24 protein-coding genes are annotated in these 24,537 nt (G+C 64.6%); 10 read left to right on the top strand and 14 right to left on the bottom strand.

Translation table 11 applies throughout. The annotated features are described in order from the left end of the window. Positions 1-163 precede the first annotated feature (163 nt). The 5 genes from gndA to KUV65_RS11475 all read right to left on the bottom strand — a co-directional run bounded on the left by gndA (position 164) and on the right by KUV65_RS11475 (position 7,004). Positions 164-1,579, bottom strand: a complete 1,416-nt coding sequence (gndA, locus tag KUV65_RS11495; RefSeq protein WP_222190753.1) for an NADP-dependent phosphogluconate dehydrogenase — start codon at positions 1,577-1,579, stop codon at positions 164-166. A gap of 61 nt (positions 1,580-1,640) precedes the next feature. Next, entirely contained in the window at positions 1,641-2,303 is a 663-nt protein-coding gene (locus KUV65_RS11490; RefSeq protein WP_222190751.1) for a CatB-related O-acetyltransferase, read from the bottom strand. A gap of 286 nt (positions 2,304-2,589) precedes the next feature. After that, on the bottom strand, positions 2,590-3,765 hold the full coding sequence (gene tuf / locus KUV65_RS11485; protein ID WP_222190750.1) for an elongation factor Tu: 1,176 nt from the start codon (positions 3,763-3,765) through the stop codon (positions 2,590-2,592). Between the two features lie 158 nt (positions 3,766-3,923). Further along, positions 3,924-4,565 carry a hypothetical protein gene (locus KUV65_RS11480; protein WP_222190748.1) on the bottom strand — a complete coding sequence of 214 codons (642 nt, stop codon included), beginning with the start codon at positions 4,563-4,565 and terminating at the stop codon, positions 3,924-3,926. A gap of 120 nt (positions 4,566-4,685) precedes the next feature. Continuing rightward, positions 4,686-7,004: a DNA topoisomerase IV subunit A gene (locus KUV65_RS11475; protein ID WP_222190746.1), complete on the bottom strand. Its 2,319-nt coding sequence runs from the start codon at positions 7,002-7,004 to the stop codon at positions 4,686-4,688. Between the two features lie 191 nt (positions 7,005-7,195). Here KUV65_RS11475 and KUV65_RS11470 point away from each other — a divergent pair, with 191 nt between their 5' ends. The 6 genes from KUV65_RS11470 to KUV65_RS11445 all read left to right on the top strand — a co-directional run bounded on the left by KUV65_RS11470 (position 7,196) and on the right by KUV65_RS11445 (position 11,605). Further along, positions 7,196-7,720: an SH3 domain-containing protein gene (locus tag KUV65_RS11470; RefSeq protein WP_222190744.1), complete on the top strand. Its 525-nt coding sequence runs from the start codon at positions 7,196-7,198 to the stop codon at positions 7,718-7,720. Positions 7,721-7,762: 42 nt separating this feature from the next. Beyond that, positions 7,763-8,614 carry an SDR family NAD(P)-dependent oxidoreductase gene (locus tag KUV65_RS11465; protein WP_308124648.1) on the top strand — a complete coding sequence of 284 codons (852 nt, stop codon included), beginning with the start codon at positions 7,763-7,765 and terminating at the stop codon, positions 8,612-8,614. A gap of 78 nt (positions 8,615-8,692) precedes the next feature. Beyond that, the gene (locus KUV65_RS11460) at positions 8,693-8,902 is read left to right on the top strand and encodes a twin transmembrane helix small protein (protein ID WP_222190742.1); all 210 of its coding nucleotides are present in this window, start codon (positions 8,693-8,695) and stop codon (positions 8,900-8,902) included. A gap of 201 nt (positions 8,903-9,103) precedes the next feature. Continuing rightward, positions 9,104-9,763 carry a PAQR family membrane homeostasis protein TrhA gene (trhA, locus tag KUV65_RS11455; RefSeq protein ID WP_222190740.1) on the top strand — a complete coding sequence of 220 codons (660 nt, stop codon included), beginning with the start codon at positions 9,104-9,106 and terminating at the stop codon, positions 9,761-9,763. Positions 9,764-9,917: 154 nt separating this feature from the next. Then, complete coding sequence (locus KUV65_RS11450) at positions 9,918-10,679, top strand: electron transfer flavoprotein subunit beta/FixA family protein (protein WP_222190738.1); 762 nt, start codon at positions 9,918-9,920, stop codon at positions 10,677-10,679. Beyond that, complete coding sequence (locus KUV65_RS11445; RefSeq protein ID WP_222190736.1) at positions 10,679-11,605, top strand: electron transfer flavoprotein subunit alpha/FixB family protein; 927 nt, start codon at positions 10,679-10,681, stop codon at positions 11,603-11,605. The genes KUV65_RS11450 and KUV65_RS11445 overlap by 1 nt, the downstream gene beginning before the upstream one ends. A 24-nt stretch (positions 11,606-11,629) precedes the next feature. Here the strand turns inward: KUV65_RS11445 and KUV65_RS11440 are convergent, their stop codons facing one another. Further along, entirely contained in the window at positions 11,630-12,496 is an 867-nt protein-coding gene (locus tag KUV65_RS11440; RefSeq protein ID WP_222190734.1) for a DUF6473 family protein, read from the bottom strand. A gap of 231 nt (positions 12,497-12,727) precedes the next feature. Between KUV65_RS11440 and KUV65_RS11435 the strand changes: the two genes are divergently transcribed. Further along, positions 12,728-13,603 carry a 3-hydroxybutyryl-CoA dehydrogenase gene (locus KUV65_RS11435; RefSeq protein ID WP_222190732.1) on the top strand — a complete coding sequence of 292 codons (876 nt, stop codon included), beginning with the start codon at positions 12,728-12,730 and terminating at the stop codon, positions 13,601-13,603. Positions 13,604-13,615: 12 nt separating this feature from the next. Here the strand turns inward: KUV65_RS11435 and KUV65_RS11430 are convergent, their stop codons facing one another. From KUV65_RS11430 to KUV65_RS11400, 7 genes are all read right to left on the bottom strand, one after another. Next, positions 13,616-14,521, bottom strand: coding sequence for a lysophospholipid acyltransferase family protein (locus KUV65_RS11430; protein ID WP_222190730.1), 906 nt, complete (start codon positions 14,519-14,521; stop codon positions 13,616-13,618). A gap of 44 nt (positions 14,522-14,565) precedes the next feature. Further along, on the bottom strand, positions 14,566-14,850 hold the full coding sequence (locus KUV65_RS11425; protein WP_222190728.1) for an HPr family phosphocarrier protein: 285 nt from the start codon (positions 14,848-14,850) through the stop codon (positions 14,566-14,568). Continuing rightward, a complete protein-coding gene (locus KUV65_RS11420; RefSeq protein ID WP_222190726.1) occupies positions 14,847-15,239 on the bottom strand; it encodes a PTS sugar transporter subunit IIA in 393 nt (130 codons plus the stop codon). Before KUV65_RS11420 ends, KUV65_RS11425 begins: the two co-directional genes overlap by 4 nt. A 3-nt stretch (positions 15,240-15,242) precedes the next feature. Then, on the bottom strand, positions 15,243-16,169 hold the full coding sequence (gene rapZ, locus KUV65_RS11415) for an RNase adapter RapZ (protein ID WP_222190724.1): 927 nt from the start codon (positions 16,167-16,169) through the stop codon (positions 15,243-15,245). A gap of 67 nt (positions 16,170-16,236) precedes the next feature. Continuing rightward, entirely contained in the window at positions 16,237-16,707 is a 471-nt protein-coding gene (locus KUV65_RS11410) for an HPr kinase/phosphorylase (RefSeq protein WP_222190722.1), read from the bottom strand. A 36-nt stretch (positions 16,708-16,743) separates the two neighbouring features. Continuing rightward, positions 16,744-18,450, bottom strand: a complete 1,707-nt coding sequence (locus KUV65_RS11405) for a sensor histidine kinase (protein ID WP_222190720.1) — start codon at positions 18,448-18,450, stop codon at positions 16,744-16,746. A 30-nt stretch (positions 18,451-18,480) separates the two neighbouring features. After that, positions 18,481-19,182: a response regulator transcription factor gene (locus tag KUV65_RS11400; RefSeq protein ID WP_222190718.1), complete on the bottom strand. Its 702-nt coding sequence runs from the start codon at positions 19,180-19,182 to the stop codon at positions 18,481-18,483. A 351-nt stretch (positions 19,183-19,533) separates the two neighbouring features. Between KUV65_RS11400 and KUV65_RS11395 the strand changes: the two genes are divergently transcribed. Both KUV65_RS11395 and KUV65_RS11390 read left to right on the top strand, forming a co-directional pair. Beyond that, the gene (locus tag KUV65_RS11395; protein ID WP_222190716.1) at positions 19,534-21,132 is read left to right on the top strand and encodes a phosphoenolpyruvate carboxykinase; all 1,599 of its coding nucleotides are present in this window, start codon (positions 19,534-19,536) and stop codon (positions 21,130-21,132) included. A 158-nt stretch (positions 21,133-21,290) separates the two neighbouring features. Next, entirely contained in the window at positions 21,291-21,860 is a 570-nt protein-coding gene (locus KUV65_RS11390) for a DUF3859 domain-containing protein (RefSeq protein ID WP_222190714.1), read from the top strand. A gap of 7 nt (positions 21,861-21,867) precedes the next feature. On the opposite strand, the gene KUV65_RS11385 is transcribed toward KUV65_RS11390, so the two are convergent. Next, positions 21,868-22,641 carry a sulfite exporter TauE/SafE family protein gene (locus tag KUV65_RS11385; protein ID WP_222190712.1) on the bottom strand — a complete coding sequence of 258 codons (774 nt, stop codon included), beginning with the start codon at positions 22,639-22,641 and terminating at the stop codon, positions 21,868-21,870. A gap of 175 nt (positions 22,642-22,816) precedes the next feature. Between KUV65_RS11385 and KUV65_RS11380 the strand changes: the two genes are divergently transcribed. Beyond that, positions 22,817-24,502, top strand: coding sequence for an acyl-CoA dehydrogenase family protein (locus KUV65_RS11380; protein ID WP_222190710.1), 1,686 nt, complete (start codon positions 22,817-22,819; stop codon positions 24,500-24,502). Positions 24,503-24,537: the final 35 nt, after the last annotated feature.

The raw sequence follows: 24,537 nt of genomic DNA, 5'->3' as shown, positions 1-24,537 counted from the left end.
AAACGGCGGAATCCCAAACCCGATCGCCGGAACATCCCGTGTTGATCGACACGGCAACAGGACATCCGAAGGCAGCGTGCCACGAAAGCGCGATGCCATCGCTTGCGCTGGTGCAGCCTGCGCCTGCTCGACTGCAACGTGGGCTTGATCCGGCAACGCGACCTCAGGTCCCGCTCCAAGGTCCGTGCTGACCGGGTTCGCCGGGGCGATCCAACCGTTGGAATCCGTGCGCGCCGAACCGGTCTCGCAGCCCCTGGATCAGGTCCGCCGTGCCCCGCGCCTGCCGCAACAGGTCAAAATGCCCGAGCGCTGACGAAAGGGCCGGGACGGGCAGGCCCGACAGCGTGGCCGCTGCAACGGTTGCGCGCAACGCGGGCAGGGTTTGCGTCAGTCGCTCGGAAAAGGCGGGGGCAAAGGCCAGCAGATCCGTCTCGGCGCTTTCCAAGGCGGTCGCCATATCGTCCAGCAGCCCGGACCGGATGATGCACCCCGCCCGCCAGATGCGCGCGACATCCGGCAGGGACATGGACCATTCCTCTTCCTGCGCGGCCTTGGCCAGAAGCGCGAAACCCTGCGAGTAGGCCAGGATTTTCCCGGCGAGCAGGGCCTGTTCGAGCTGTTCATCGGAGAGCGGGCCAATCGCGCCTGCCGCCGGATCGGGGAAAAGCTGCGCCCCCTTGCAGCGCCATACCCCCTCGCCCGACAGAACACGGGCGGTCACCGCCGCTTCGACCGCTGGAAGCGGCGCGGCGCGCCGTTGCGCGTCCATCACCGTCCAGCGCCCCGTCCCCTTCTGGCCCGCGCGATCCGCGATCACCGACAGGATGGGTTTGCCAGTCTCGGGGTCGGACGTGCCCAGAACCTCGGCCGTGATCTCGATCAGGTAGCTTTCAAGCGGCCCGGCATTCCAGCGGGCGAACACCTCTGCCATGTCAGGCATCGCGCGCCCCTGCCCGTCGCGCATGAGGCCGTAGACCTCGGCGATCATCTGCATGTCGGCATATTCGATGCCGTTATGGACGGTTTTCACGAAATGGCCCGCCCCGCCAGAGCCGAGATACGCCACGCAAGGCTCGCCGTCGAACCGGGCGGCGATGTCCCGCAGAATCGGCGCGACGGCCTCGTAAGCCCTTTCGCTGCCACCCGCCATCATCGAGGGGCCATGCCGTGCCCCCTCGGCCCCGCCGGACACGCCCAGCCCGAGGAAATGCAGGCCGTCGCGCCCTAACTCGGCTTGGCGGCGCGTGCTGTCCTGCCAGTCGGAATTGCCGCCGTCGATCAGGACATCGCCTGCGTCCAACAGCGGCCGCAGGGCGGCGATCTGCTCTTCGACCGCGTCCCCGGCGGGCACCATGAGCAGGATGCGCCGGGGCGAGGCCAGCGCCGCGACGAACGCCTCGAGGCTCTCGGTCGGCACGATCCGGTCGGACAAGGCGCCCGCGCTTTCGGCAAAGGCAAAGGTCTTTTCAGGCGTCCGGTTGAACACGGCGATGGGGTGACCCGCCTCGGCAATGTTGAGGGCAAGGTTGGCCCCCATCGTACCAAGGCCGATCACACCGATCTCGGGGGTGACGGTCATGAAACGCTCCTGTTCTGGTCACGCCAGAGATGGGGTCCTGCGCCGCTGACGCCAACCTGCATCAATGCCGCGCCGCATGTTCAAGGGCGCTCAGGTCGGCCCCGCAGATCGCGGCCTCATGCGCGAGGATCCTGTCGATCGGCCACTCCCACCAGGCGATTTCAAGCAAACGCTCGATGGTTTCAGGCGCAAAGCGTCGCCGCACCGGTCTGGCCGGATTGCCTGCGACGATGGTGTAGGGCGCGACCTCACCCGACACGACCGCCCCGGCCCCGATGATCGCACCGCTGCCGATCTGTGCGCCCGGCAGGATGCGCGCGCCGGTGCCGATCCACACATCGTGCCCGACGCAGGTATCGGCCCCGGGCGATGGCATCGACGGACGCCCCTCAACCGGGCCGCCGCCGAACACCGCGAAGGGAAAGGTGGATATGCCGTCGTAGCGGTGGTTGGCCGAGGCCGTGATGAACTCCACCCCGCTTGCAATCTGGCAGAAGCGGCCGATCGTCAGTTTCTCGGGGCTGAACGGGTAGAGATAGGGGGCCAGATGTGCGGCCCAATCCTTGGGCGGGTGATGCGCCGAGGCATAGGTGTAATCGCCGACCTCGAACCGTGGGTGGTCGATGACGGCCGACAGGAACACGGTGCCCTCATGAACCGAGCCATCGGGCAGCGGAACGGGATGAGACACGCCGGGGGCGGGAAACGGGCGGAATGCGGGCATGGGATAGCCTTTGTCTTTGATGCGATTGGAATTTGGCGATCAAAGCGGCTGATCCATCGATGCCTCCTGTTGTCTGGTGCGGGTGATGTAACATGACTGAGGCCGGAAAGCAAAACCCGGCCGCTGGGGGCCGGTCGCCCACACCATCACCATGGCGGCGCTGCATGTGTGACAGGATCGTGGGTATCAACGCCCCCGTCACACAAAAAGAAGCCGCAGACAGTGCCGCGGCTTCCCTGATTTTCGTCGTGTGACTGCGCCAGCGTTCCGTTTGGAACGGGTCCGATCACTCGATGATTTTGGCGACGACGCCTGCGCCGACGGTGCGGCCACCTTCGCGGATGGCGAAGCGCAGGCCGTCTTCCATGGCGATCGGGGCGATCAGCTCGACCGTGAACGACACGTTGTCGCCCGGCATCACCATTTCCGTGCCTTCGGCCAGCGTCACCGTCCCGGTCACGTCCGTCGTGCGGAAGTAGAACTGCGGGCGGTAGTTGGCGAAGAACGGCGTGTGACGGCCACCCTCTTCCTTCGTCAGGATGTAGGCCTCGGCCTCGAACTTCGTGTGCGGCGTCACCGAACCCGGCTTGCAGAGAACCTGGCCACGCTCGACACCGTCACGGTCCACACCGCGCAGCAGCGCGCCGATGTTGTCGCCCGCTTCACCGCGATCCAGCAGCTTGCGGAACATCTCGACGCCCGTGCAGGTCGTCTTGGTGGTGTCCTTGATGCCGACGATCTCGATCTCGTCGCCCACGTTGATCACGCCACGCTCCACACGGCCGGTCACAACCGTACCGCGGCCCGAGATCGAGAACACGTCTTCGATCGGCATCAGGAAGGGCTGGTCCACGGCGCGCTCGGGCGTCGGGATGTACTCGTCGACAGCGGCCAGAAGCTCCTTGATCTTGTTCTCGCCGATCTCGGGATCACGGCCTTCCATCGCCGCCAGCGCCGAGCCGGCGATGATCGGAATGTCGTCGCCCGGGAAGTCGTAGGAGCTCAGCAGCTCGCGCACTTCCATCTCGACCAGCTCGAGCAGCTCCTCGTCGTCGACCTGGTCGACCTTGTTGAGGAACACCACCAGCGCGGGAACGCCAACCTGGCGCGCCAGCAGGATGTGCTCACGCGTCTGCGGCATCGGGCCGTCGGCCGCGTTCACAACCAGGATCGCGCCGTCCATCTGCGCCGCACCCGTGATCATGTTCTTCACGTAGTCCGCGTGGCCGGGGCAGTCGACGTGCGCGTAGTGACGGTTCTCCGTCTCGTATTCCACGTGCGCCGTCGAAATCGTGATCCCGCGCGCCTTCTCTTCCGGCGCACCGTCAATCTGGTCATACGCCTTGAAGTCGCCGAAATACTTCGTAATCGCCGCCGTCAGCGTCGTCTTGCCGTGGTCAACATGGCCAATCGTGCCGATGTTCACGTGCGGTTTGTTACGTTCAAACTTTTCCTTTGCCATTGGCTGGCGCCCCGTCCATTCGGGGGCCCCGTCAAGCAGCAAACGCCGGGGCCCGGTTCAACATCGCGGGCGAGGTATTCGGCCCGCACGGAAAAATCAAGGTGCTATGTGGATCGGCGGCGATCCCGGGGCAGAAATCCTGCCCCGGATCGGCACGATCACTCGGTTGCGTCTTCGAGCGCCTCGTCTGCAGCCTCGGGTGCGGCTTCAGCGGCCTCTGCAGCAGCCTCGACCGCGCTTGCGGCATTTTCGGCGGCGTCCGGGTCGATGTTGAACCATTCGGGGTTGTCCAACATGAACAGCTGGATGCGCCGCGCCGCGTTCCGGGCCAGGATCTGCATCTGTTCATCGCGCGAGCGCGCGATGCCCGAGCCGACGAGCATCGTTTCCGGGCTTGCGCCCTCGAACACCATGATCTGCTCGGGTTCGTCATGCAGTTTCCGGCCAAGTTCATCGTCCCAGATATTGACCGACAGAACCAGGACCGAGCGCGGCTGCAGCACGATCGGGATACCCGGAGGGGCCAGCGCGTAGCCATCGACCGCGACGCCGATGTGATAGAGGCGATCCCCCTCGTAGCCGCGGAACCGGCGATCGATCTCGGATTCGAGGATCTCGACCCATTCCTCGGGCTCGGCGTTTCGGGACGGCGGCACCTGCTGCGCGTTGTCGGCCACGACGATGTTATGGGCCAGCCGGAAATCACCCATGTCGGGCAGATCTTCCTCGAGCGGATCACCGGCCGCACAGGCTGCGACGAAGGCAACGACAGCAAGAGGGGCGAAGCGGGACAGGCGCATCTGGGAACGTCTCCTCGGCAAACGGTTGTCGGAGTCGATACAGCAGCGGGTGGCGAAAGGTAAACCCGTGCAACTTCACGTGTCGATCAGCGTGGCCTTCCTGCCGCTTTGGGCCGCGCCTCAGGTAAAGCGGTTGTCGCGGGGGAACCCGCGCGGCGCCATGCGCCCGGCACTGGCCCGTTTCGCGGTCCATTCGACAAGGTCCGCCTCGGTCCGGGTCCGGCCCGCCGGATCGAGCCATGTCAAACCGTCGTCCAGCCGGAACGTGCGTGCATCCGACAGGCCGCCATCCTTGTATTTCTGAAGGCGCACGCCCTTGCCACGCCCCAGTTCGGGCAGTTCATCCAACGAGAACACCAGCAGCTTGCGGTTCTCGCCAACGACGGCGACATGATCGTCGCCCTCGGCCAGCGGCACGCAAACCTTGGCCACGGCATCGCCGCGCACGTTCAGAACCTGTTTGCCCGCACGTGTCTGCGCGACGATATCGTCCTCCGGCACGAGGAACCCGTCCCCGGCCGAAGAGGCGACCAGACGCTTGCCGCCGGGGCGATGCACGAACAGATCGACGATTTCGGATTCGTTGGGCAAATCGACCATCAGGCGCACAGGCTCGCCCAGGCCGCGACCGCCCGGCAGGTTGGAGGCCGGCAGCGTGTACACACGGCCCTGTGCCCCCATGATCAACAGCTTGTCCGTCGTTTCGGCGTGGAAAACGAACCGACCCTCGTCCCCGTCGCGGAATTTCAACTCGCTCGACAGGTCGATATGGCCCTTCATCGCCCGGATCCAGCCCATCTTGGAGCAGACCACGGTGATCGGCTCGCGCTCGATCATGGCTTCGATCGGCACATCCGGGGTCTCGCCGGCTTCGGCGAAATCGGTGCGCCGCGCACCGCCCTCGGCCTTGGCGCCGAACGTCTTGCGCACCTCGCGCAGCTCGTCGGCGATCCGGGCCCATTGCAGGCCTTCATCGGCCAGCAGGTCTTCGAGCCCCGCGCGCTCTTCCATCAGGGCGTCGCGCTCGCGGATCAGCTCCATCTCTTCAAGGCGGCGCAGGCTGCGCAGGCGCATGTTGAGGATGGCCTCGGCCTGCACCTCGGTCAGTTCGCCATCGCCGGGCGGCGGCGTGACGTAATCCTTCTCGGAGGTGGCGCGGGTAAACTCGCGCCCCCAATCCTCGCGCATCAAGGCGGGTTTGGGCTCGTCATCGTAGCGGATGATGTCGATGACCCGGTCGAGGTTCAGGAAGGCGATCAGGAAACCTTCCAGCACTTCGAGGCGGTGGTCGATCTTTTCCAGCCGATGCTGGGACCGGCGCTGAAGTACGTCGCGCCGGTGATCGAGGAAGGCGCGCAGCACCTCCTTCAGCGAACAGACCTTGGGCGTGCGCCCGTCGATCAACACGTTCATGTTCAGGCTGAACCGCGTTTCAAGATCGGATTGCCGGAACAGGGTGCCCATCAGCACCTCGGGATCGACGTTCTTGGTCCGCGGCTCGAGGATGATGCGGATATCGTCGGCCGATTCGTCGCGCACATCGGCCAGGATCGGGACCTTCTTGGTCTGGATCAACTCGGCCAGCTTCTCGATCAGCTTGGATTTCTGCACCTGGTACGGGATCTCGGTGACGACGATCTGCCATTGGCCGCGGCCCAGATCCTCGGTCTCCCAACGTGCGCGCAGGCGGAAGGCGCCACGCCCGGTGCGGTACGCTTCGGCGATATTCTCGCGCGGCTCCACGATCACGCCGCCGGTCGGAAAATCCGGCCCCGGGATGTAGTTGAGCAGCGTTTCGTCCCGCGCATCGGGCGTCTTGATCAGGTGCAGGCAGGCCCCGATCAGCTCGTCGAGGTTATGCGGCGGAATGTTCGTGGCCATGCCCACGGCAATCCCGCTCGCGCCATTGGCCAGCAGGTTCGGGACGGTGGCCGGCAGAACCTCGGGCTCGCGCAGGGTCCCGTCGTAATTGTCCCGGAAATCGACCGCGTTCTCGTCGAGGCCCTGCATCAGCGCCTCGGCCATGGCGGTCATGCGCGCCTCGGTGTAGCGGCTGGCGGCAGGGTTGTCGCCGTCGATATTGCCGAAGTTCCCCTGCCCGTCGACCAGCGGATATCGAATGACGAAATCCTGCGCGAGGCGCGCCATCGCGTCGTAGATCGCGGCGTCGCCATGCGGGTGATAGTTGCCCATCACGTCGCCCGAGATCTTGGCCGATTTGCGGAAACCGCCGTTAGACCCGAGGCGCAGCTCGCGCATCGCGTAAAGAATGCGCCGGTGCACCGGCTTCAACCCGTCACGCGCATCCGGCAGGGCGCGGTGCATGATCGTCGACAGTGCATATTGCAAGTAGCGAGAGCCGATCGCCCGCGACAGCGGTTCGGCGCTCAACCGATCGTCATCGGACCGGTCATCTTGTGGGGGATCCTGCTCGTCCATACCAAGGAATGTGATAGACTGCGCGGAAACGGGCGGCAAGCAGCCATCGGCCCGGGTGGCGCAATCACCTGTGGAAAAGCGCGCTTTGGCGAATCGAAGGCAGGCGGTGTAGGACGCCGGGAAACGAAGTGGGGGCCACACGGCACATGTTGCGATTGACGCTGTTATTGCTCGTGGCGATCTACGCCGTGATGATCATTTTTTCCGACGCGCCGCCCGAGGGGTTCCAGGCCGCGCGGGACGAGGTGGTGACGATTCCCGGCGATCCGACCGCCCCCGAGGAAGACCCCGCCCTGCATGAAACGCCCGATGGCCGCCTTGTCCTGACGACGGAAGAGGGCGAAGACATCGTGATCGACGCGGTGGTGGAACCCGCCGACACTGCGGGTGAGCGGGTTACCCTCGGTGCCAATCCACCGACCGCCGCGCCCGCGCAGGCCGCGCCCGAGGCCGAAGCCCCCGACGTCACGGCCGAGGCCCCTCCCGCGCCGTCGCCGGGGCTATCGGCGACGACACCAGAACGCCTGCGCGTCACCGGGGACCGGGTGAATTTCCGCGCCGGCCCCTCGACCGACGATGCTATCCTGACGGCGCTATTCCGCGGCGAGGAGGTGGAGCTGATCGAACGCGTGGGGGATGGCTGGGCGCATCTGCATGTCATCGCCACCGGCCAAACCGGCTACATGTCCGAGGATTTCCTCGAACCGGTCAACTAGGCGCAGTTGCCGGGGCCCTGCGCCTGACCTACCCCTCCCTGCGTGGAACTGAAAAAAGGCGACACCATGGGCGGAACCATTCTCATCACCGGCTGCTCGTCCGGAATCGGACAGGCCGCGGCCCATGGCCTGCGCCAGCGCGAATGGCGGGTGATCGCCAGCGCCCGGCAGCAGGCCGATGTGGATCGCCTCCGCGCAGACGGGTTCGACAGCGTTCGCCTCGACTACGCGGACCCCGACAGCGTCGCACAGGGGCTGGCCGATACCTTGGATCTGACCGGCGGCACGCTGGACGCCCTGTTCAACAACGGGGCCTTCGGACTGCCCGGCGCGGTCGAGGACCTGCCGCGCGGCGCGCTGGAAGAGATCTTCGCCACCAACCTCTTCGGCGTCCACGACCTGACCCGACGCGTCATCCCCATCATGCGGGCGCAGGGGCACGGCCGCATCGTGCAGCATTCGTCGGTCTTGGGCCATGTCACCTACAAATGGCGCGGCGCCTACGTGGCCACGAAATTCGCCCTCGAAGGGCTGACCGACACGCTCCGGATCGAGATGATGGACACGCCTATTCATGTCGTGACGCTCAACACCGGCCCCGTCACCTCGATGCTGCGCCAAAAGGCCATCCCGCATTTCGAACGCTGGATCGATTGGCAGAATAGTCCGCGCGCCGATCTCTACCGGGCCAGCCTCCTCAAGCGGCTCTACGAGGATCGCGGCCCTGACCGGTTCGAACTCCCCCCCGAGGCGGTCGTCAAGAAACTGCTCCACGCCCTCGAAAGCCCCCGCCCCCGGCCGCGCTACTACATCACGACCCCGGCCTATATCGCCAACGGCCTCAGGCGCGCGCTGCCCACGCGTGCGCTCGACTGGGTGCTGAACCGCGGTTAGACCTGACACAACGATGCGCTGGCTCTGCGCAAACTGCCTGCTAGATCGCCCGGAACGGGTGAAGAAAGAGACACGACCATGACCACCGACCCCCTTTTCTTCGTTGCCTTGCTGGCTTGTATCGTGGTGCTCGTCATCCTGCTGATGGGGATCAACTCCTTCCGCAAGGGCGGCGTCGAGGGCAGCAAGCAGTCCAACAAGTTCATGGTTTGGCGCCTGATCGCGCAATTCGTCGCCGTGGTGCTGATCGCCGCCTTTGTCTTCTTCCGCGGGCAGTCCGGGGGCTGATCCCACACTAGCGCCGCCTTGTGCAAAAGGGTCTGTGCGCACCACGCCTGCATTTCCTGGCGCTCTGGCCAATCCCCTTCATCTTGGCAAAAAAACTCCGGGGGGTCCGGGGGGCAGAGCACCCCGGCGGGTCGGCGCCGAAGGCGACGACACGAGCATGCAATCCTCGCAAACATCTTTTTTTGCTGCTATATTAACTTCATGTCGCATGTTGCAGGCCCGCGCCCCTATTCCCGCGCCGAATACATTTCGGACGCTGCTATCCACGTGGTTGGTATTGGCGCGGCCCTGATCGCCGGACCAATCCTCGTGGCCCTCGCGGCGATCCGCATCGGGGACGCGCCGACGGTTACGGCCACGACGATCTACGCCATCACACTGCTTGCAATGCTCAGCTGCTCGGCGCTCTACAACATGATCCAGCGCCCGGAATGGGCCGACCGGCTTCGCCGCCTCGACCAATCCGCGATCTATTTCAAGATCGCCGGCACCTATACGCCCTTTGTCGCGCTCATGCCCGGATCACCCGGGTTTCTCGCAGCAATCTGGGGCGTGGCGGCGGCCGGTGCCTCCATTGTCATCTTCAGCACCCGCAAGCGCATGCTGATTGCGCTGGTGCTCTATCTCGGTCTCGGCTGGGCGGGGGCCGTCATGGGCGGCCCATTGGTTTCAGGCCTGAGCGGCTGGGGCGTGACGCTTCTGGCGACCGGGGGCATCCTCTACTCGGCGGGCGTTGTTTTCCTGATGTGGCACAAGCTGCCCTTCCACAACACGATCTGGCATGGCTTCGTCCTTGCCGCCACGATTGCCTGCTATGCCGCGATCTGTGTCGAACTGATGCGGCACACCGGGTTGACCTGACCCGGCGTGAGCCATTCTGACGCGGCGTCGATGGCACGCCCCGCGTCGATTTTGGCCTGTTTTCACCCGAACGATATGTCTATCACTCACCGTGGTGAGGAATTCGCGGGGAGACGGCTCCCCGAAAGTAGGATTGAGAGAGAGGAGACGTGCGATGAAGGTCCTCGTACCTGTGAAGCGCGTGATCGACTACAACGTGAAGGTCCGCGTCAAGGCGGACGGCTCCGGCGTCGATCTCGCCAATGTGAAAATGTCCATGAACCCGTTCGACGAGATCGCCGTCGAAGAGGCGATCCGCCTGAAAGAGGCGGGCAAGGCCGACGAAGTCGTCGCCGTGTCCATCGGGGTCAAGCAGGCACAGGAAACCCTGCGCACCGCGCTGGCGATGGGGGCCGACCGCGCCATCCTCGTCGTCGCCGCCGATGACGTCCACGAGGATATCGAGCCGCTGGCCGTCGCCAAGATCCTCAAGGCCGTGGTCGACGAGGAACAGCCGGGCCTCGTTCTGGCCGGCAAGCAGGCGATCGACAACGACATGAACGCGACCGGCCAGATGCTGTCGGCGCTTCTGGGCTGGTCGCAGGCGACCTTCGCCTCGGGCATCGAGATCGACGGCGACACCGCCAAGGTCACGCGCGAGGTCGACGGCGGCCTTCAGACCATCGCCGTCAAGATGCCGGCAATCGTCACCGTGGACCTGCGCCTGAACGAGCCGCGCTACGCGTCGCTGCCCAACATCATGAAGGCCAAGAAAAAGCCGCTGGATGAAAAGACGGCGGCCGATTACGGCGTCGACACCGCGCCGCGCCTCGAAGTGCTGAAGACCAGCGAACCCGAGGAACGCAAGGCCGGCATCATCGTCGGCTCGGTGGATGAACTTGTCGAGAAACTGAAAACCGAAGCGGGGGTGATCTGATGGCTGTTCTGCTTCTTGCCGAAGTAACCGGTGGCGAACTGGCGATGGATGCCACGGCCAAGGCCGTGACCGCCGCCAAGTCGCTGGGCGATGTGACCGTGCTCTGCGCCGGCGCCTCGGCCAAATCCGCGGCGGACGCTGCCGCGACCATCGACGGCGTGGCCAAGGTGCTCTGCGCCGAGGGCGACAGCCTGGGCCATCGCCTTGCTGAAACCACCGCCGACCTGATCGTTGGCCTTGCGGGCGACTACACCCACATCGTCGCGCCCGCGACCACGGATGCCAAGAACATCATGCCCCGCGTTGCGGCGCTGCTGGATGTCATGGTGATCTCGGACGCCTCGGGCGTGGTCGATGCCGACACGTTCGAACGCCCGGTTTACGCAGGCAACGCCGTGCAGACCGTGAAATCGTCGGATGCCAAGAAGGTCATCACCTTCCGCACCTCGACCTTCGACGCGGCCGGCACCGGCAACTCGGCATCCGTCGAGATGGTCGATGCCCCGGCGGCCTCGGGCCTTTCGGAATGGGTCGAGGACAAAGTCGCCGAAAGCGATCGTCCGGAACTGACCAGCGCGGGCATCGTCGTTTCGGGCGGCCGTGGCGTCGGCTCGGAAGAGCAATTTGCCCTGATCGAGTCGCTGGCCGACAAGCTGGGCGCTGCCGTTGGCGCCAGCCGGGCCGCCGTCGACTCGGGCTATGCGCCGAACGACTGGCAGGTGGGTCAGACCGGCAAGGTGGTCGCTCCCGAGCTCTACATCGCCGTCGGCATTTCCGGTGCCATCCAGCACCTGGCGGGGATGAAGGACTCCAAGGTCATCGTCGCGATCAACAAGGACGAGGAAGCCCCCATCTTCCAGGTGGCCGATTACGGGCTTGTGGCCGACCTGTTCGACGCTGTGCCGGAGTTGACCGGCAAGCTCTGATCGAACGGACAACTCGTCCCAATGTTACGCCCCGCGCCGGTTCGCCTGCGCGGGGTTTTTCATGGCACCGTCCGCCGACAGCTGCGCGACCAAGGCCCGCGCCGCTTCCTTGTGAACCTCCGGCCCCGGCAGGACACGGGCCGCCGCCTCTTCCCGCGCGGCGAAGAACATGCCCCGCGTCGGATTCCGGCTGGCAGCCGGCGGCCGCACGGCCACGGTGACGGAGCGCGCAAGATGCGCGACTTCGTCCAGCATCGCCTGTGTCAGGAACAACGGCTCCATCCCCAACCCGCGTTGTGCCCGATCCTCGCCCGGCAGGCGGTTGGACAGCCACAGCAGGTGCACCGGCACCGCCGACTCCGACAGGAACTTCGCCATGCGCGCCCGCCAAGCGACCTGCAATTCCTCCCGCAGGATAGCGAACCGGTCCCGCGAGCGCGACTTCAGATGGGTCAGCAGGTGGCGGGTAAAATGAAACTCCGTGAAATCCACGTCACGGTAGATTGTGCTGAGGATCGAACTTGCCTTGAGGAACCGATCATTGCGCCGGGGATGCACCGAGTAGAAGCGGTTGGTCATGTTCTGCGCCCCGGTGACCTGCAGCACTACTGCCGAGGCCCCGCGCATGGCGCGCTGGATCGCGCCGTCATTCATCATCACATCCATGCCCGCGCCGATGACACCCATGTTCACCACCTGCTGCCCGAGTTGTCGCGACATCTCCTCGGCATAGGGCGCATGGATAAAGCGCCCGAAGGTTTCGGCACCGCCGAGACACAGGATGTAGGGCCGGGACGGATTGACCACGGGCCCCCTGAACCGCAGGACGGATCCGGGATAGACCACCGGTTGATAGTCGAGGGGCATATAGCCCCGATGCTCGAAACTCATATCTTTTGCTCCCACCACGTTGAGACTCACCCACAGCCACCCTTTCAGAAACGCGTTTCCAAACTCCTAAACTCATGTTTTAAATTAATTTTTATCTTTCGACTCCTTCGCCAACACCGAATTCGGGCGGGTCGCGCAACCTGTGGGAATGGCTTGTGCCCGGGTGGCGCTGGCGCATAGTCTCGGGCCTGCGCCGGCGGCCCGCCGAGCGAGAGACAGGAGAAGAAACGCATGCAGGTGGCAAAGATCGGAATCATCGGAGCGGGACAGATGGGCAATGGCATCGCCCATGTCTGTTCGCTGGCGGGCTATGATGTCGTGATGTCCGATATCAGCCCGGATGCGTTGAACGCCGCGATGGCGCTGATCGACAAGAACATGAGCCGCCAGGTTTCGCGCGGCAAGATCACCGAAGAGGAAAAAACCGGCGCGCTGGCCCGGATCAGGACGACGACCAACCTGTCCGAGGTCGGGCCATCGGACCTGATCATCGAGGCCGCGACCGAACGCGAGACGGTCAAGCAGGCGATCTTCGAGGATCTGGGCCCGCACCTGTTGCCGCATACGATCCTGACCTCGAACACCTCGTCGATTTCGATCACGCGGCTGGCGAGCCGAACCGATCGGCCCGAGAAATTCATGGGCTTCCACTTCATGAATCCCGTGCCGGTGATGCAGCTGGTCGAACTGATCCGCGGGATCGCCACGGATGAAGAGACGTTCAAGGCCTGCAAGGAAGTGGTGGACCGCCTTGGAAAGACCTCTGCCACGGCCGAGGATTTCCCCGCCTTCATCGTCAACCGCATCCTGATGCCGATGATCAACGAGGCGGTCTACACGCTCTACGAAGGCGTTGGCAGCGTGCGCTCGATCGACGAGTCGATGAAGCTGGGCGCCAACCACCCGATGGGGCCGCTGGAACTGGCCGATTTCATCGGCCTCGACACCTGCCTAGCCATCATGAACGTGCTCCATGACGGGTTGGCGGATACGAAATACCGTCCCTGCCCCCTGTTGACGAAATACGTCGAAGCGGGCTGGCTTGGCCGCAAGACCGACCGGGGCTTCTACGATTACCGGGGCGAGGAACCGGTTCCGACACGGTAAGGTCGCGGCGCCTTAGCCGCGCGCGTCGGGATTGTCCCTCAGCGACAGGGTCCGCTGCCGAAGCCACGCCATGAAGTCTCGCGGCTTGGCGATCCGGTCCGCCCATTCCTCGGGCGGGATCGGGTTGCCGATGATCGGGGCCTGCGGCTTGTCGAAACTGTGCACCACTTCGTGGATCAGCAGCCCCTGACGCAGGATCGGAGAGATCCGGTTGGCGATCTGGTACCAGCGTGAGTTCGATCCGGTGAAGAAACACGGAACGATCGTCGCCCCCGTGGTCCGGATCAGCTTTGCGGTGAAGACGTTCCACTCGCCCTCGATGGCCGGGCCGAACATCGACTCCGAAGCCGCGACCGCGCCGGAGGGGAAGAGGGCGATCAAACCGCCCTCTTTGAGATGCGTCAACGCCTCGGCTCGCATGGCCAGCATCTTCTGCTGTGCGTCCGGCTCGTGCGGGAACGGCACCGGGATCATGAACCCGGCCGCCGCCTCGTCGATGCCGGTCAGCAGCGCGCGGGTCAGGATGCGGTAATCCAGCCGCCGACGCCCGATCAGATCCGCCAGGATCATGCCATCGACAAGGCCGTGCGGATGGTTCGCCACGAAAACGACAGGGCCATCGGAGGGGATGCGCTCAAGCTGATGCTGGGGGGTTTGCAGGTCGATCCCCATCACCTTCATCGTCGCGGGCCAGAAGGCCTGCCCAGTGTGTTCGCCCATCTGTTCGAACTGGCGCACCCGGCGGATGATGGTGGCCTTGCCGGTCAGCCACTCGATCGTCTTGATCGTGTTGCGCACGAACGGGTTGTCGAAGCTGTTGGCATAGGTCAGCGACCGGCGGTCATAGACATTGCCCGGCCCGTCCAGACGCGCAGGGGCCGGGGCCGACACGGAATTGCGATGCTGGGTATCCGTCACGCGCCTTCGTTCCATCGTTCAGATCGACCGTGCGCCCGGGCTGTTCAATCGCCCTCGCCGAACTTGTCGGCCACCAGCGCAGCAAGCGCATCTGCCAAGACTTCGGCCTCGGGACCCGAGGTTTCGACCTCAATAGTGCTTCCCTTGGAAGCTGCCAACATCAAAAGCCCCATGATGGAGTCGCCGGCGGCACTCAGCCCATCCTTGCGGACGGTTGCCGTTGCGTCATGGTTCTCCACCACCTCGACGAACCGGGCCGAGGCGCGGGCGTGGAGGCCCTTCACGTTCACGATCTTCAGGTCTCGTGTCACGGTGTCGGCACTGCTCATTCCGGGGCTCCGTCGAAACTGTTGATATAGCGCCGACCGGCCTCGGCGGCGCGCGCCACGGCTTCCTCGACCCCGAGGCTGCGGGATTTCGCCAGCTTGATCATCATCGGCAGGTTCACCCCCGTCAGGATCTTGCGGTTCGACGGGCGGCAGGCGCGCAAGCTCAGGTTCGAGGGCGATCCGCCATACATGTCGGTCACCACGACCACCCCTTCGCCGGTATCGACCCGGTCAGCCGCATCGCAGATTTCCCGCGTTCGCGCGGCCCGGTCATCTTCGGGACCGACCGAGATCGCGATCATCGCCGGTTGCGGGCCCACGACATGTTCGGTGGCCCGCATCAATTCGGATGCGAGCCCCCCATGGGCGACGATAACGATTCCGATCACAGATCAGGCCTCTGACATGTCAGGCCGCGACGCCGCGATGCGCCGCTGCTCCACTTCCCTGTGCCTTTTAGACACATGCCATCCTTCTTCCGCAAGGTGGGCGGCAAGGTTTTCGGCCATTGCCACCGACCGGTGCTGCCCGCCGGTGCAGCCGAAGGCGACGGTCAGGTGGCTTTTCCCTTCCTCGCGGAAAGCCGGAAGCAGAAGCGCCAGCATCTCTTGCACCTGCGCCTCGAACTGCGCGTGCCGGGGGTCCTCGGCAATGTAGGCCTGCACGCGAGGATCGCGGCCATCCTGCGGTTTCAGGTCGGCGTCCCAATGCGGATTGCGCAGGAACCGGCAATCGAAAACCAGGTCCGCCCCGGTCGGAAGGCCCCGCCGATAGGAAAAGGACATGACGGTCACGCTAAGTTTTTGCGTCCCGTCCGGCGAAAAGAGACGCGTGATTTCCGCGCGCAATTCATGAGGCGTCAGGCTGGTCGTGTCGATCAGGACAGAGGCATGGCCGCGCACCGGGCTCAGCAGGTCACGCTCCAGCGTGATACCGTTCGCCGGGTCCGCATCCGGGGCCAGCGGGTGCCGCCGCCGCGTTTCCGAGTAGCGCCGTTGCAGCGTGTGCGGGTCGCAATCGAGGTAGATGAGTTCCACCTCGACGCCCTCGGAGGCCTGCAATCTATGGGCGGCCTCCAGCAGTCTTTCGGCGCTGAACTCGCGGTTACGGGCATCGGTCCCAAACGCCATCGGGCGGTCGGGCGGTGCCCCCTCCAGCAAGCGCGGCAGCAGGCTGAGCGGGACGTTGTCGATCGCCTCGAACCCGATATCCTCCAGCGCATTGATCGCGGTGGAGCGCCCGGCGCCCGAAGGCCCGGTGACAAGGACGACCCGCACCGGCGCGGTGGAGGGTGGGCGCGGGTCTGTCTGGTCGGTCATCTGAGGTCCGTTCGCTGTAATTCCATGCCTGGACCTTGCCATATGGCCCGCGGAAGTTTGAGGGCAATCATGGCTCTGCCCGGCCGCTCCGCAAGAGTTGAAGGATTGCGGGTGCGAGATGGGGGTTATCCTTGCCCTGCAGCAAGGGACTCTCTGTCGGCCCGACCGCCACGGCATGTCTGACCGGCAAGCGGTCGGATTCGGCGGCGTCGAGATCGACCACCAAGGCCAGGCGGGCGCGGTCGACCACGTCGCCCGCGTTCAAAATGCCGACACCGCGCGCTTCGATCATCGGCGGGGCAGCGGCGGGGCGGGACAGAACCGGACCGTCCAGGCGCGGCTCCAGCCACACGCCGTCATCGGCGACATAGGTGGCACCAAAGGCCATGAGAGACAGGGCTAGCGTGGATTTCCCGGCGCCTGGCTGGCCGAGGATCAAGACCGCGTTCTGACCGAGCGCGACCGCGCTGGCCCGGAAAAACCAGCGATCCCCATCGCAAGACGCGGCGCGATCGGTCAACGAGGGCACGTGTGTCATGTGAACACCGCTGGTGCGGTCTGTTGCTGCGTCAGATCAGATCGGCAGGCCGACGACAAACCGGGCCCCCAGAGGTTCCGACGCGGCATCGAGGTCGGTCGGGCGGATGTTCTCGGCCCAGATCACGCCGCCATGCGCTTCGACGATCTGCTTCGAGATGGCGAGGCCAAGGCCGGAATGGTTGCCGAACTGCTGAACCGGGCGCTCGGAATAGAACCGGTTAAAGACCTTGGTCAGGGCCGATTCAGGGATGCCGGGCCCGGTATCCTCGACCACGATGAGAACGCGGTTCTCGCGCCGCCGCGTCCAGAGCCGCACCGCGTCCCCTTCCTCGCAGAAGGAAATCGCGTTGCCGAGCAGGTTGACGAAAACCTGCGCCAAGCGCCCTTCGAGGCCGGAGATCATGATCTTCTCGGAGGGCAGGTCGGTGATGAACTCGACGCCCTTCTTGGCCGCTTCCTCGGAATGGTATTGCGACAGGTTTTCCAGCGTACGGACGAGGTTGAATTCCTCTTCCTCCTCTTTCACCAACTCGCTGTCGAGGCGCGACGCGTTCGAGATATCCGAGACCAGCCGGTCAAGGCGCTGCACATCGTGTTCGATCACTTCCAGCAGGCGATTGCGTTGATCGTCCGTGCGCGCGACGCGCATGGTGCCGACTGCCGAGCGCAGGCTGGCCAACGGGTTCTTGATCTCGTGGCTGACATCGGCGGCAAATTGTTCGTTCGCGTCGATCCTGTCGTAGAGCGCCGCCACCATGCCGCGCAGGGCGCCGGAGAGACGACCGATCTCGTCGGGCCGGCCTGTCAGGTCAGGGATGCGCACGCGCGTCGGGCTCATCTTGCGGGCGTTCTTGTCTCGGCCCAGTTCGGCGGCGGCGGCAAGATCGGACAGCGGGTTCGCGATGGTCGAGGCCAGAACGAGGCTCAGGCCGATCGACACCAGCAGGGCCACGACGAACATCTGGAGCAGTTGCTCGCGCTCCATGCGGACGAGTTCGTCGATCTCGCCCGCCGCGGTGGACACCACGAGAAACCCGAGCGTCCCGGTGGCCCCGTCGACGGGTGTCGCGGCGGCGAACACCGTGCCCGCGCCAGAGGCATTGCGATGGAGAACCGTCGCCCCATCGCGGGCCGAGTCGATCAGCGATCGCGCGAACTCCTCGGGCGACAGGCGCGGCGCATCGGCGGGCTGCGCGCCGAATAGGGCAGACATCGCGCGCCAGGAACTGTTCAGGAAATCGGTCATGATCAGCGCGTCGTCGGCCTGCCGTGGCAGACCGCGGACAGGTCTGGCCGGCGTGCCCGCCACATCGGCCGTCGAGGTCACAAGCGTTCCGTTCGGATCGAACAGGAACACGTCGACCCCGTCGGCCAAGCCGATCCGGCCCAGCACGACATCGGGATCGATGCCGTCGCCCGTCAACAGGTTCACCGGCGCGCTTTCCGGCAGGCTGGCCTCGAACACCTCGGCCAGCAGTTGCGCCTCGATCGCGAGGGCGCGCTCGCGCTGTTGCACAAGGCTGTCCCGGAACGGGCTGAGGTACAGAACACCTGCGACCAGCACGACGATGCTGAGAAGGTTGAACATGATAATCTTGCGCGCCAGCGGCGAGCGGTTGAGCGAAATCACGCCACGCCGCTGCCGCGCGGCGCGCAGTTCGGACTCGACGCTGCCCGCGGGGCGATCCCAATCCTCGCCAAGGACGATATCCGCCCGTGCCGAGGCGCGGCGGTTGGTCATGGAAAGATCCGCGGGCACCGATCTGGCCCCTTATTCTTCGTTGTAGCGGTAGCCGATGCCATAGAGCGTCTCGATTGCCGAGAACTCGTCATCGACCGAGCGCATCTTCTTGCGCAGCCGCTTGATATGGCTGTCGATGGTGCGGTCATCGACATAGACCTGTTCGTCATAGGCGACATCCATCAGCTGGTCGCGGCTTTTGACGAAGCCGGGGCGCGAGGCGAGGGCCTGAAGCAGCAGGAACTCGGTCACGGTGAGCGACACATCCAGCCCTTTCCAGGTCACCGCGTGGCGCAGGGGGTCCATCGTCAGGTTGCCGCGCACCATGACGGCGCTTTCTTCGGGCGTGCCGGCGGCATCCGAGGACAGCGCTTCCTGGCGGCGCAGGATCGACCGGATACGTTCGACCAGAAGACGCTGCGAGAACGGTTTCTTCACGTAGTCGTCCGCGCCCATGCGCAGGCCCATCAACTCGTCGATCTCGTCGTCCTTGGAGGTCAGGAAGATCACGGGCATCTTGGATTTCTGGCGCAGGCGTTGCAGCAGATCCATCCCGTCCATGCGTGGCATCTTGATATCGAACACGCCGAGGTCCGGCAGGCGCCGGTTGAACGCGTCGAGCGCGGATTGACCATCATTGTAGGTTTCGACGTCAAAGCCCTCGGCTTCGAGGGTCATGGAGACAGACGTCAGGATATTCCTGTCGTCATCGACAAGCGCAATCTTCGCCATCGTGCTTTCCTTATACTGCCCAATATATGTTATTTTTCGATCATTGTCCTGATTTGGCCCCCGGGAATCAATCTCAAACTTGCGAATCGGCCACCGCCGTCACCTCAAAACTGCCATAATCGGGTTAATGAGTCGTTTAGGGCACACTCGCCGCTCGCGCAGCGGGCGCATTGCGCAGCGATACGGCGATTCGAAAGAAAATTTCGTGATGGTTGCGCTAACTGCGCCGAAGCGTCCTGTTCAGATACAAAAACGTCATGTTATACGCGCCGCAGCATCAACATGTTGACCCACGGATCGGGTCGGCGACCCAATGGCATTCGCCTCGAAACGGCCCAGGAGCATTCAGACATGATCGAAGGACGCGTGAACCCGGCCCAAACGCTGGAAAAACAGGGTATCACTGGCCTCGGCACAGTCCATTACAACCTGCTTGAACCCGCGCTGATCGAAGCCGCCCTGCGCAAGGGCGAAGGCAAGCTTGGCAAGGGTGGCACGCTGCTTGTCTCGACCGGCAAGTTCACCGGCCGCTCGCCCAAGGACAAGCACGTCGTCAAGACCGAGAGCGTCGCCGACGAGATCTGGTGGGACAACAACGCCGCGATGACCCCGGAGGCGTTCGACCAGTTGCACGCCGACATGCTGGAGCACATGAAGGGCCGCGAGGTCTTCGTGCAGGACCTCCATGGCGGCGCTGACCCGGCGCTGCGCCTCGATGTGCGGATGGTGACGGAACTGGCGTGGCATGGCCTGTTCATCCGCCACCTGCTGCGCCGCCCGACCCACGAGGAAATCGACACCTTCGTGCCGGAATTCACCGTCATAAACTGCCCCAGCTTCAAGGCCGACCCCGAGCGCCATGGCTGCCGCAGCGATACGGTGATCGCGCTCAACTTCGACAAGAAGCTGATCCTGATCGCCAACACCGAATATGCCGGTGAGAACAAGAAATCCGTCTTCACGCTGCTGAACTACATCCTGCCCGGCAAGGGCGTGATGGCGATGCATTGCTCGGCCAACCACGCCATCGGAAGCCCGGACGACAGCGCCGTGTTCTTCGGCCTGTCCGGCACCGGCAAGACGACGCTGTCGGCCGACCCGTCACGCACGCTGATCGGCGACGACGAACATGGCTGGTCGGACAACGGCATCTTCAATTTCGAGGGTGGCTGCTACGCCAAGACGATCAACCTGCGGCAAGAGGCCGAACCCGAGATCTACGCCACGACCCAGAAATTCGGCACCGTGATCGAGAACATGGTCTACGACCCCGAGACGCTGGTCCTCGATTTCGACGATGACAGCCTGACGGCCAACATGCGGTGCGCCTACCCGTTGGAGGAAATCTCGAACGCCTCCGAAAGCGGCATGGCCGGGCATCCGAAGAACATCGTGATGCTGACCTGCGATGCCTTTGGCGTCCTGCCCCCGATCGCACGGCTGACGCCGGCACAGGCGATGTATCACTTCCTGTCGGGCTTCACCTCCAAGGTGGCCGGGACCGAGCGCGGCGTGACCGAGCCCGAACCGACATTCTCGACCTGCTTTGGCGCACCCTTCATGCCGCGCCGCCCCGAGGTGTACGGCAAGCTGCTGCAGGAAAAGATCCATGCGCACGAGGCGACCTGCTGGCTGGTCAACACCGGCTGGACGGGCGGCGCCTATGGCACCGGCTCCCGCATGCCGATCAAGGCCACCCGGGCCCTGTTGACCGCGGCACTGGACGGATCGCTCAACGCCGGAGAATTCCGCCGCGATCCCAATTTCGGGTTCGAGGTTCCGACGCGCTGCCATGACGTCGACGATGCGCTGCTGGACCCCCGCGGTACCTGGGCCGACCCGGCGGCCTATGACCAACAGGCGGCGAAGCTTGTTGCGATGTTCGCCGACAATTTCGCGCAATACGTGCCCTATATCGACGACGACGTGAAAAACGCCGCGATCGGCTGATCCCGCCAGGGATTTCGACATTGCCCCCGCTCCGACATCGGATGCGGGGGCTTTTCGTTTCAGCGGGATCGCGCGCGGCGACCCGACCGGCCGATGCGCCTGATTGCAGTGTCCCGCGTGGCTGCTACGCTCGGGCCATGTCAGCCATGTTCGGAGGCATGATGTTCAGACCCCTTGCCCTGTGCCTTTGCCTTTTCGTTGCCCCCGCCGTCGCGCAGGAGGAGGCGCCGCTTGCGCCGTCGGACCCGCCGGACAACCCGCGCATCGGCGCGTTGATCGGCGAGATCGAGTGGGGCGTCTACTGCGCGCAGGACCCCGTGCGCCTTGAAGACGCGCCCGACACGGCCGCAGGCACGATCAACATCGTGCAGGAGTTGCCGCAGATCCGCTTCGAGGACACGGTTGTCCCGGCTGCGCTTGGCATGGGCTTTGGCGTGCTTGCGCGGGTGGCAGAAGGAACGGACCCCGGCCCGGTGACCGTCACGGTCACGCACCCGCCCTATCCGGGCAGCGGCATTACCGTCGAACGCTGGATCGCCACGATGGACGACACGGCGATGTCGCTTTTCGGGTTCAGCTTCGAGACGCAGGAAGAATTGGTCACAGGCACCTGGACCCTCATCGCGGAAGCAGACGGGGAAGAGCTGTTCCACATCCGCTTCGAGATCGTGCCGCCCGATTTCGCCCGCCCGATGGTGGCGGCCTGCCAGGGCGGGTTCATGTCCTGAGCGCGGCTCAGCCCATGATCCCGCGCCGCACGAGGTTCGCCCCGGCCAGCACCAGCACAGCCAGGGTCACCTTGCGAAACACCGCCGGGTTCAGATGATCGGAAAAGCGGAAACCGATCTGCATCCCAAGAAAGGCCGGGATCAGCAGCGCAGCGGAGAACGGCGCGGTCGTCGCCGTCAGCACGCCCGATTGAAGATGGCCCGCGAGCAGGCTGACCGAGCCGAGCCCGTAAACGACGCCCTGCACCAGCAACTGCTTGGCCTTGGGCGTTTCCAGCGCGATCAGGTACAGGACCGTCGGCGGCCCCCAGGTGCCCGTCATGCCGCCCAAGATGCCCGACAGCGCCCCGATACCCCATTCCGCAAGGCGGCGCCGGTGCTGGGGAATGTGGAAGGTGACGCCCATCAACTGGATCAGGGACAGGATGACCACCGGAATGCCGAGGATCAGGTAGAAGACCCGTGTCGGGATTGCGGTCACGAATTGCGCGACGATGACGATCATCACGCAGACGATCACGATGTAGCGCCAATACTCCCGGATCGCCTCCATCGCCTCGACCCGGCCGAATCGCGCGACTTGCAGGAAGTTGGACATCACGATGGGCAGGATGATCCCCGCGATAGCCAGCAAGGGGTCCAGAAACAGCGACAGGCCCGAAATCATGATCAGCGGCATGGCAAAGCCGATCGCCCCCTTCACGAATCCCGCGATCAGGGTGACGCCGACAGCCGCGGCAAAGGCCCATAAGGGCATGAGGGATAATGTGTCTTCGAGCATGGCGCGTGTCCGTTCGCGCCCTCATATCCTGCTTTGCAGGTCGCTGCAGCGCAAAAAGCTGCGCGACATTTTCGTGCGCCCGGCAACAAAAACCGGCATTTTTGTTGCGCTGCACCTGCAAAGGCCCTAAGTCACGCGGTAACCGTGAAAGACCTGCCCCAAGAGGAGACCGACGATGCCCCGTGATGGACAGCCGATCCCCGAAACCGACGTGATCCTGCCGGATCTCTTGTCGCTGACCAAGGCCGCCATCGCACCGGCCGAAGCGCTGCTGGCCACGGCGACGGAACGCCTGCGCGCCGAGGTGACCAAGGATGGCCGCATCTCGGGCGGTCTGGTCGAGGCGAACCAGACCGCGGCCCACGGGCTGGCTTGGCTGGCCACCTACGTCGAGGCGCTGCGCCAGATGCAGGCCTGGGCCGAGAAACTGCAAGGCGAAGGCAAGTTCGGCGAAGTCGAACAGCTGATCCAGCAGATCGCCTTTGGCGAATACCTATGGCAGCTTTACGGCGGCATCCCGATGAGCCAGGGCGAGATGCTGCGCCCGCAGGACGTGGGCCTGACGCAGGAAGACCAACGCGCGCTGATGGTGCCCGAGGTCATGACCCTGACCCAGGGCGGCAACACCCAGGCTGCGCGGACGCGGCTGGTCGAGCTGATGCAGGAACGTTCGGCCGAGATCACAGTCGGCGCGTCGGGCCTCGACGAAGAGCTGGAGATGATCCGCGAGCAATTCCGCCGCTACTCGGTCGATCGCGTCATCCCGCATGCCCATGAATGGCACCTCAAGGACGAGTTGATCCCGATGGAGGTGATCGAGGAACTGGCCGAGATGGGCGTCTTCGGCCTGACCATCCCCGAGGAATACGGCGGGTTCGGCCTGTCCAAGGCATCGATGTGCGTCGTGTCCGAGGAACTGTCGCGCGGCTATATCGGCGTCGGCAGCCTTGGCACCCGCTCGGAAATCGCGGCAGAGCTCATCCTGGCGGGCGGCACCGAAGAACAGAAGCAGAAATGGCTTCCGGCGCTGGCCTCGGCCGAGAAACTGCCGACCGCCGTATTTACCGAGCCGAATACCGGGTCGGATCTGGGCAGCCTGCGCACCCGCGCCGTCAAGGACGAGAACGGCGACTACAAGGTGACCGGCAACAAGACCTGGATCACCCATGCCGCGCGTACGCATGTGATGACGCTGCTGGCCCGCACCGATCCGAACACGACCGACTACAAGGGTCTGTCGATGTTCCTGGCCGAGAAGGAACCGGGCACCGACGAGCACCCCTTCCCGACCGAGGGCATGACCGGTGGCGAGATCGAGGTTCTGGGCTACCGCGGGATGAAGGAATACGAGCTGGGCTTCGACGATTTCCATGTGAAGGGCGAGAACCTGCTGGGCGGTGAGGAAGGCAAGGGCTTCAAACAGCTCATGGAAACCTTCGAATCGGCCCGTATCCAGACCGCGGCCCGCGCCATCGGTGTGGCCCAGTCGGCCTTGGACGTGGCGATGCAATATGCGCAGGACCGCAAGCAGTTCGGCAAGTCGCTGATCGAGTTCCCGCGCGTGTCCGGCAAGCTGGCGATGATGGCGGTCGAGATCATGATCGCGCGTCAGCTGACCTATTTCTCGGCCTGGGAAAAGGACGAGGGGCGGCGGTGTGACGTCGAGGCCGGCATGGCGAAACTGCTGGGGGCCCGCGTGGCCTGGGCCTGCGCCGATAACGGTTTGCAGATCCATGGCGGCAACGGCTTTGCGCTGGAATACACGATCAGCCGCATCCTGTGCGACGCGCGCATCCTGAACATCTTTGAGGGTGCCGCCGAGATTCAAGCGCAGGTCATCGCGCGGCGCTTGCTGGGCTGAGCGGGTCAGGGGGGGCTGTCTGCCCCCGCGCCCCC

The organism is Maritalea mobilis (assembly GCF_019800885.1).
Taxonomy (GTDB): domain Bacteria; phylum Pseudomonadota; class Alphaproteobacteria; order Rhodobacterales; family Rhodobacteraceae; genus Roseibacterium; species Roseibacterium beibuensis.
This window is presented reverse-complemented; position numbering and strand designations above follow the sequence as displayed.

Bases quoted from the DNA above. Each gene is read 5' to 3' on its own strand.
- KUV65_RS11390 (WP_222190714.1), top strand. From the start codon at position 21,291: ATGATGTTCAGACCCCTTGCCCTGTGCCTTTGCCTTTTCGTTGCCCCC.
- rapZ (WP_222190724.1), bottom strand. From the start codon at position 16,169: ATGACCGACCAGACAGACCCGCGCCCACCCTCCACCGCGCCGGTGCGG.
- KUV65_RS11440 (WP_222190734.1), bottom strand. From the start codon at position 12,496: ATGAGTTTCGAGCATCGGGGCTATATGCCCCTCGACTATCAACCGGTG.
- KUV65_RS11425 (WP_222190728.1), bottom strand. From the start codon at position 14,850: ATGAGCAGTGCCGACACCGTGACACGAGACCTGAAGATCGTGAACGTG.
- KUV65_RS11480 (WP_222190748.1), bottom strand. From the start codon at position 4,565: ATGCGCCTGTCCCGCTTCGCCCCTCTTGCTGTCGTTGCCTTCGTCGCA.
- gndA (WP_222190753.1), bottom strand. From the start codon at position 1,579: ATGACCGTCACCCCCGAGATCGGTGTGATCGGCCTTGGTACGATGGGG.
- KUV65_RS11395 (WP_222190716.1), top strand. From the start codon at position 19,534: ATGATCGAAGGACGCGTGAACCCGGCCCAAACGCTGGAAAAACAGGGT.
- trhA (WP_222190740.1), top strand. From the start codon at position 9,104: ATGTCGCATGTTGCAGGCCCGCGCCCCTATTCCCGCGCCGAATACATT.
- KUV65_RS11460 (WP_222190742.1), top strand. From the start codon at position 8,693: ATGACCACCGACCCCCTTTTCTTCGTTGCCTTGCTGGCTTGTATCGTG.
- KUV65_RS11405 (WP_222190720.1), bottom strand. From the start codon at position 18,450: ATGACCAACCGCCGCGCCTCGGCACGGGCGGATATCGTCCTTGGCGAG.
- KUV65_RS11490 (WP_222190751.1), bottom strand. From the start codon at position 2,303: ATGCCCGCATTCCGCCCGTTTCCCGCCCCCGGCGTGTCTCATCCCGTT.
- KUV65_RS11445 (WP_222190736.1), top strand. From the start codon at position 10,679: ATGGCTGTTCTGCTTCTTGCCGAAGTAACCGGTGGCGAACTGGCGATG.
- KUV65_RS11400 (WP_222190718.1), bottom strand. From the start codon at position 19,182: ATGGCGAAGATTGCGCTTGTCGATGACGACAGGAATATCCTGACGTCT.
- KUV65_RS11435 (WP_222190732.1), top strand. From the start codon at position 12,728: ATGCAGGTGGCAAAGATCGGAATCATCGGAGCGGGACAGATGGGCAAT.
- tuf (WP_222190750.1), bottom strand. From the start codon at position 3,765: ATGGCAAAGGAAAAGTTTGAACGTAACAAACCGCACGTGAACATCGGC.
- KUV65_RS11385 (WP_222190712.1), bottom strand. From the start codon at position 22,641: ATGCTCGAAGACACATTATCCCTCATGCCCTTATGGGCCTTTGCCGCG.
- KUV65_RS11410 (WP_222190722.1), bottom strand. From the start codon at position 16,707: ATGACACACGTGCCCTCGTTGACCGATCGCGCCGCGTCTTGCGATGGG.
- KUV65_RS11450 (WP_222190738.1), top strand. From the start codon at position 9,918: ATGAAGGTCCTCGTACCTGTGAAGCGCGTGATCGACTACAACGTGAAG.
- KUV65_RS11470 (WP_222190744.1), top strand. From the start codon at position 7,196: ATGATCATTTTTTCCGACGCGCCGCCCGAGGGGTTCCAGGCCGCGCGG.
- KUV65_RS11380 (WP_222190710.1), top strand. From the start codon at position 22,817: ATGCCCCGTGATGGACAGCCGATCCCCGAAACCGACGTGATCCTGCCG.
- KUV65_RS11475 (WP_222190746.1), bottom strand. From the start codon at position 7,004: ATGGACGAGCAGGATCCCCCACAAGATGACCGGTCCGATGACGATCGG.